The organism is Caldisericaceae bacterium (assembly GCA_036574215.1).
Lineage (GTDB): Bacteria > Caldisericota > Caldisericia > Caldisericales > Caldisericaceae > Caldisericum.
This window is the reverse complement of the sequence record JAINCR010000066.1, coordinates 25,774-32,995: the sequence shown is the minus strand read 5'-3', so window position 1 is coordinate 32,995 and position 7,222 is coordinate 25,774. Positions and strand designations below refer to the sequence as shown.

7 protein-coding genes and 1 riboswitch are annotated in these 7,222 nt (G+C 33.9%); of the genes, 6 read left to right on the top strand and 1 reads right to left on the bottom strand.

From position 1 onward, the window contains the following. The 6 genes from K6343_04135 to K6343_04110 all read left to right on the top strand — a co-directional run. Nucleotides 1–1,559, top strand: a 1,559-nt coding sequence (locus K6343_04135; protein ID MEF3245153.1) for an HD-GYP domain-containing protein, incomplete at its 5' end; no start/stop codon positions are given. 4 nt (nt 1,560–1,563) lie between these two features. After that, nucleotides 1,564–2,247 (top strand): anaerobic ribonucleoside-triphosphate reductase activating protein, encoded by a 684-nt coding sequence (locus K6343_04130; protein MEF3245152.1) that lies wholly within the window; start codon nt 1,564–1,566, stop codon nt 2,245–2,247. A gap of 456 nt (nt 2,248–2,703) precedes the next feature. Next, nucleotides 2,704–3,606, top strand: a complete 903-nt coding sequence (gene nadE / locus K6343_04125; GenBank protein MEF3245151.1) for an NAD(+) synthase — start codon at nt 2,704–2,706, stop codon at nt 3,604–3,606. Between the two features lie 80 nt (nt 3,607–3,686). Beyond that, nucleotides 3,687–3,794, top strand: a riboswitch (TPP riboswitch). A 37-nt stretch (nt 3,795–3,831) separates the two neighbouring features. After that, entirely contained in the window at nt 3,832–4,710 is an 879-nt protein-coding gene (locus K6343_04120) for an ABC transporter permease (GenBank protein ID MEF3245150.1), read from the top strand. Beyond that, nucleotides 4,707–5,705, top strand: a complete 999-nt coding sequence (locus K6343_04115; protein MEF3245149.1) for an ABC transporter substrate-binding protein — start codon at nt 4,707–4,709, stop codon at nt 5,703–5,705. Before K6343_04120 ends, K6343_04115 begins: the two co-directional genes overlap by 4 nt. Continuing rightward, nucleotides 5,693–6,418, top strand: coding sequence for an ABC transporter ATP-binding protein (locus K6343_04110; GenBank protein MEF3245148.1), 726 nt, complete (start codon nt 5,693–5,695; stop codon nt 6,416–6,418). The genes K6343_04115 and K6343_04110 overlap by 13 nt, the downstream gene beginning before the upstream one ends. Here K6343_04110 and K6343_04105 read toward each other — a convergent pair. Beyond that, entirely contained in the window at nt 6,415–7,149 is a 735-nt protein-coding gene (locus tag K6343_04105) for a radical SAM protein (protein ID MEF3245147.1), read from the bottom strand. The two genes, K6343_04110 and K6343_04105, sit on opposite strands and share 4 nt — an antisense overlap. Nucleotides 7,150–7,222 lie beyond the last annotated feature (73 nt).

The window sequence follows — 7,222 nt, the reverse complement described above, 5'->3', positions numbered from 1 at the left end:
TAAGTTTTTATTTACAGATTAATCTTTTACTTAGAGAGCTTAAGAAAATAAGTGAAGAAGAAAAAGCAAAAGCATCCAATCTAAAGTTGATAGTTGAGCTCATGACAGCTACAACTTTTACTGAAACAGTTGAAGAGTTTTTCTCAAAATTACTCTCTTTTACATTGTCTTTAGTAAGTGGAGGAGAAACTGGCTCTGTATGGTTACCTTACGATGGTGAAATGAAGTGTATTGCAGCAATTGGTTTTGATAAAGAAAAACTAAACAAAATCATAAAGGTTGATAGGAAAACCCATGAAGAGATGTCAAAAAAACAAAAGGTGAACCTTATAGATAGCATAGGTAAAAGAAACTTGGTAGATGAAATCGATGAAAATGTTATGAATACTAAACATACACTTGCTGGCACATTTTGGGTTGAAGGAGAGTATTATGGAAGTTTATTTGTAGATACAACACGATTGGATATCCCATTTAAAACCGAGGATTTTGAACTTTTGTATGCAGTTTCAAACTTTGGATCGCTATTTTTACAGACGCATAAACTATTTAAAGAGTTGAAAGATGAATTAGCTGTCGACTCATTAGCATTAAAGATTTCTAAAAGCGGTAATACCGAGGAAGAAGTAAGCAGTTTTTTAAGGAATGTGTATAAATTACTTACAGCATCACTTAAAGATGCTATTTATATGAAGCTACACATTACAGTCGAAGGGCAGTGCAAACAGATCTTTGTAGATAGTAATAAGGTTCTTCTACAAGATTGTATTGAAACAAATAGCGATTTTGATTTTAAAGCCATCCCCATTGTCTATGAAACACAAAACGCACAAATTGAAGTTGGGACTTTAAACCCGTTAGATAAAAACATAATTTCTCAAATAGAAGTTGCAATCTTACCAATTATTGAAAGATTTTTTGCAGTTAAAGAGATTAAAAAACTTTTTGCTGATGTTATGTTTGCTTTTGCAAAGGCAATTGACTCTAAAGATCCTTACACGAGATTACATAGTGAAAATGTTACAAAATATGCGTTTTTCTTTGGTAAATACTTAAACTTAGATATAGATAGTTTAAAAAAACTTGTATTTGCTTCAATCTTACATGATGTTGGCAAAATTGGGGTAAATGATGCCATCCTCTTAAAGAAAGAGCCGTTAGGAAAAGAGGATATGGATGAAATAAAAAAGCATCCTCTGAAAAGTTATGAGATAATTAGCACAATTGGTGCTTTAGATGAAGTTGCAAGAATTGTTCTCCACCATCATGAAAGATATGATGGAAAAGGCTATCCATACGGACTTAAAAATGGTGAAATTCCTTATTTATCAAGAATACTTTCAATAGTTGATGCCTTTGATGCAATGACAACAGATAGGCCATACAGAAAGGCAAGGAGTATAGATGAAGCAATGGAAGAAATTTTAAAAAACGGCGGTGCACAGTTTGATATGGAACTTGCAAAAAAGTTTTTTGAACTCAAGGATTCAATAAAAGAGGCCTTTACAACCGATTTTGATGAAATTCTTGCCTATATTTTAAAACTGATTAAACTTTAATACTATGCTTATAGGTGCGCTTAATAGATTTTCTTTGGTAGATTATCCTAACAAAACCTGTGCAATTATATTTACTATTGGGTGTAGTTTTCGTTGTCCTTACTGCCACAATAGGGAACTTGTGCTTGAAAATGAATTTCCAAAGCCTGTTAGTTTTGAAGAAATTGAAGAATTTTTAAAGAAAAGAGTAGGTTTACTTGATGCAGTTGAATTTACTGGGGGAGAACCGCTACTACATAAGGACTTAGTTTCCTACATAAAGAAAATTAAAGATATGGGTTTTCTTGTTAAAGTTGATACAAATGGTTCAATGCCTGAAAGATTAAAAGAAATTATCCCTTACACTGATTATATTGCAATGGATATAAAAGCGCCATTAGAAACATATACCGAAGCAACTCAAGTAGGCGTTGATATTAACAAAATAAAAGAGAGTATAAACTTGATTATGAATGAGGCTTATGATTACGAATTTAGGACCACAATTTTTAAAAACTTCTTTAAAACAGTTGAAAGTTTTATAAGTGTTGGCAATTTGATAAGAGGAGCAAAAGCATATTATTTGCAAAAGCCACACTTTGATAAGGTTTTAGACCCAAATTATAATTTTGAAACCTTTAAAGAAGAAGAAATTAGTGCGATAGTTAAACTCCTTAAGGAGTTTGTAAAAATCGTTGAAGTGAGGTAAATGAGTGTAATTTAGCTTTTCCTTTTTTGTCATTCACAAGTCACTACCACTGTGATCATTCTAAGGGCGTAACCTCCGTGGCATTTTAAGAGCATAAGCCCTTTTATGATTCTTTCAAGGCGAAGCCATTCCCTGGTGTCATTCCGCAATATTCTCCTTGACGAAGTCAAGTGGCGTAAGTCCCTCGTCATTCTGACGAGCGAATGTAGTGAGTAAGGAAGAATCTCAAATTCGAGGGGGTGGAATAATCCCCCTCGATGCTCCCCAAAAGGATGAGATCCTTCGTTTCACTCAGGATGACAAGGAAAAAAATACTCAGGTTGACAAGGTAAGGACAGAAGAGCCTTGAGGGGGTTTACCCCTTCAATTTAAAAAGAAACATTCCGTTAAACATAAAACCTTGATGAAAATTTCTTATTTGAATACTAAAATAATAATTAGAAGGAAGTGATTTATATGCTAATTAAAAATTATTTAAAGTTAAAAAATCCACAAGAAACAGTAGATAAAATTGTTTCTTTTATAGTTGATGAAATGAAACATTTCAATGCATCGGGAGTAATTTTTGGTCTAAGTGGTGGAATAGATTCTTCTCTTGTTGCTTATCTTTTAGCAAAAGCGCTCCCAAAAGAGAAGATCCAAGCTGTTTTTATGGGAGAAAGAGATTCAAATAAAGAGAGTTTAGAGCATGCAAGGTTAGTTTCTAGTAATCTTGGTATTAACCTTAAAGAAGTAAATATAACTTCAATACTTAAAAGGATGGGTGTTTATGCACTTGAACCAAGTCCTTTTTTAATTCCCAGATCTATACAGGAACGATATGCAAAGAGTAAGTACCTAAAATTTAATGAACCATACAATACAACATTTGTTAAATCCCTTAAAGGTGGTGAAGGCAATCCTTACATTATGAAGGCTAACGCCTTTTTGAGAGTTAAGCATAGATTAAGGGCAATTTTGCTTTATTTTTATGGGGAACAGAAAAATTTTATTGTTGCAGGTTGTTGTAATAAAACAGAAAAACTTACTGGTTATTTTGTCAAATATGGTGATGGAGCTTGCGATTTTGAACCAATTGCACACTTATACAAAACACAAGTGTATGAACTTGCAAAATATCTTCATGTGCCAGAAGTTATTATTTCAAAACCACCCTCTCCAGATCTTGCACCAGGTATCACAGATGAATTTGCTCTTCAAATTTCTTATGAAAAAATCGATACCATTCTCTATGCATTAGAGAATGATTTACTTACTGAACTTCATAAAGAAGGCATTTTAGATGAGGAAATTGAGTATGTAAAATTAATTAGAGATCTATCAAAACATATGAGGTCTTTACCTCATTTTTTAACATGAACGGCTTTTGCTAAAAATAGCAAGATACTTTGCAAACAATAAAAAAATGTTTGAAATTTTTCTAAATTTTGTTATAATTAATCTGGCTACGGGGGAGCTTTTTGAAGCTGAGAGGAGCAAAGTATTTGCTCGACCCCTGGAACCTGATCCGGGTAATGCCGGCGTAGGGAGATGGTGCAAGGTTTATTGCCTTGTGCCCTCCTAAATTTTAGGAGGTTTAAAAGTTTGAAAAAGTACCAAGGTATCTTCAAGACTGCACTACTTGTGTCTCTATTTCTACTTACTTTTACACCAAATAAATTTATTACCATATCAACTTTTCTTTTGCTTGTTGTCATCCTTTCACTTTTTGTCAAAGACTCACGCATACTTAAAATCCTTTCTTTTTTTATCTTTGTTTATCTATGGTATCTTGTAACGGATCGCCTTCTTTTTATTCCTTCCTATATACTGCCCTCACCTCTCAGGGTATTAAATATTATTATTTCTCAAAAAGATGTTATTATACCCAATCTCATCTCTACACTCAAAATAACTTTTTTTGGTTTTATACTTTCAATTTTGTTTGGCGTTTCTCTTGCCTTTTTGATGCATCTTATTAGACCCATTGAGGATCTTATTTACCCGATAGCTGTCATTTCTCAGTCTACTCCTACAATCGCAATTGCACCTCTTATTATACTTTGGTTTGGTTTTGGAAGTCTTCCTAAAATTGGAGTGGTTGTGTGGGCTACATTCTTTCCCATTACAGTGAATACACTTGTTGGACTAAAAAGTATCGATCAGGATATGGTTGATGTGCTTAAGGCAATTGGCGCAAAAACTTCTGATATCTTCAAATATGTTGTATTACCCCACACTCTTACGTACATTTTAACTGGTATTGAAATTTCGTCTCCCTATGCGATTTTAGGCACCCTAACTGCTGAGTGGATGGGCACTGATATAGGTATGGGTCTTTACATAAGACGATCTTTCTCTTCCTTTGAACTTGGACAGGTTTTTGCAGGGGCAATAATAATCATAGGCTTCAGCCTCATCACTTGGGGCATTGCGGTATCCCTCCGTAGAAGATTTACAAGATACTTAGGAGGTGAAAAATGAAGAAGTTAACGGTTTTTTTAGTAGTATTTATGCTTTTTTTAGTTTCAACTGGTTGTGCACCAAGAGAAACAAAACTTTCTAATGTAACTAATGTAATTCTTATGCTTGACTGGACACCAAACACAAACCATACAGGTATATACGTTGCCGTTGAAAAAGGTTACTTTTCTAAAAGGAATCTCAATGTGAAAATCATTCAGCCATCTGAAGTATGGCCAGAGAGTGCAGTATCCTCGGGTAAAGCTGATTTTGGTATCTCCTTCCAAGAGGGCTTAACGCGGTATGTGGTTAATGAGAATGCTCCACTTGTTGCAATTTCAGCAATACTTCAGCAGAGCACATCTGGACTTATATGGTTAAAAGAAAGCGGAATTAATTCACCCAAAGATTTTGCTAATAAGACTTATGGGGGTTGGGGTTCAACTTGGGAAAACACTATTGTAGATTATATTGCAGAACAAAACGGAGTAGATCCTAAAACAGTTAGAAAGGTAGAACTCGGAGTTTTTGATCAGATTACAGGACTTGAGAAGCATGTTTACGATTTTACTTGGATTTTTTATGGTTGGGAAGGAATTGATGCAAAAATAAGGAAATTGGATTTTACGTTTTACCCTTTAAAAGACTATATAGAAGGGTTTAACCACTACTCACCCATTTTTATTACAAGTAGAGATATGGTAGAAAACAAAAAAGATGTTGTAAGAGCTTTTGTTGAGGCAATTTCAGAAGGATATACATACGCAGCGAAAAACCCAGAAGAGGGAGCTACCATACTTCTTAAATATGCACCTGAACTCAATAAAGATCTTGTTATGGAATCTCAAAAATGGCTTTCACCTTATTATCTTAATGAAAATGGTTGTTTTGGCTATATGAAACCATCAGTATGGGAAAACTTCACCAATCTTATGGTAAAATTAAAAGTGATAAACTCTTTCCCTGAAAACTTAGATGAATTTTTTACAAACGAATTTTTACCATGTCAAAAGTAGAGGTTAAAGAAGTTAGCGTCAATTACGAAGGTTTTCTTGCAGTAGATAGGGTAAGTTTTTCACTTCCCTACGGTAAGCATCTTGCAATAATTGGTCCCTCAGGTTGCGGTAAAACTACACTTCTTAAGGCAATTGCAGGCCTTATGCCTTATGAAGGTGAAATTTTACGCCCTGAGGGGCCTGTAGGATATATGCCACAAAAAGGCGTGCTACTCCCATGGTTTTTCGTTCTTAAAAATCTTGAAATACCATTATTAATAAAGGGGTATTCTCCAAAAGAAGCAAAAGAAAGAATATACCCACTACTTGAACAATTTGGCTTAAAAGGTTTTGAAAACAGTTATCCTAAGGTGCTTTCGGGTGGTATGTACCAAAGAGCGTCTCTACTTAGAACTCTATTAACAGATTCAGAGCTTCTGCTTTTAGATGAACCCTTTGGTGCAGTGGATGCCCTAAACAGAAGAAAACTCTGGCTTTATCTTGAGGAAATGAGGTTAAAATTTTATTTTTCAACAATTATGGTGACTCATGATGTTGAAGAAGCGGTATTTCTTTCAGATGTGGTTATCATTATGCATGGTTATCCTGGAAAAGTGCAAGAAATTGTCAATGTGGATATTCCTCATCCAAGGACAATTGATACTTTAAAAGAGGCTACGTTTATTTCAATAGTAGAATATGTGCTTTCCCAAATAATCAATGAAAATAGTTAACTAAGTGATTTTGAATTTGAAGAATTTATAATTTGGCTTTGAGGTGCAATTCTTGTGCTTCCCTTTTTGTATATTACCTCTGAACCGTGGTTAATAATACGTGAGGCTTCAAGTAGTTCATAAAAAGATAAGGGCTCAGAAACTTTTAAAGCAGGCGCTCTTACAATGGTATTTATATGTATTTTATCAGGTCTAATCAAAGAAAGGGCGTTGTAAAGATTTAGATAATTTTCAATGGTATTGTTGATTCCTTTTACTAATAAGACTTCTATCCAGAGTTCATTTTTAAAGACTTTTCTAAAATCAACAATGCCTTTAATGACATCTTCAACTTTTACTTTAGGAGGGCTTAGATTGATTTTTCTATAAGTGGTATCATCTGCTGCATTTAATGTAAATTTAACTATATCTGCCTCTAATAAGTCCGCTTTTACATCTTCTTGGGTTATAAGGGAACCATTCGATAAAACTGCAACAGGTATGGTTGTTATCTTTTTAAGTTCTCTTATTATGTAGCCAAGTTTTATGTTAAGAGTTGGTTCACCTAAACCTGAAAAGGTAATATGGTCGATTTTGTTTGTGTTGTTTGATAAAAAGTCTTTAAGTTCATTTAAGATATCATCTGCATTTATGTATTCTTTTCTTTGTAAGGTTTGAAGTGTAGTAAATCCAATCTCACAATAAATACAATTAAAACTACATACTTTATGAGGTATTGTAGTTACCCCCAAGGAGACTCCCAACCTCCTTGAAATAATAGGCCCATAAATATATTTGTATGCCAATTCTTATTCCCTCTATTTA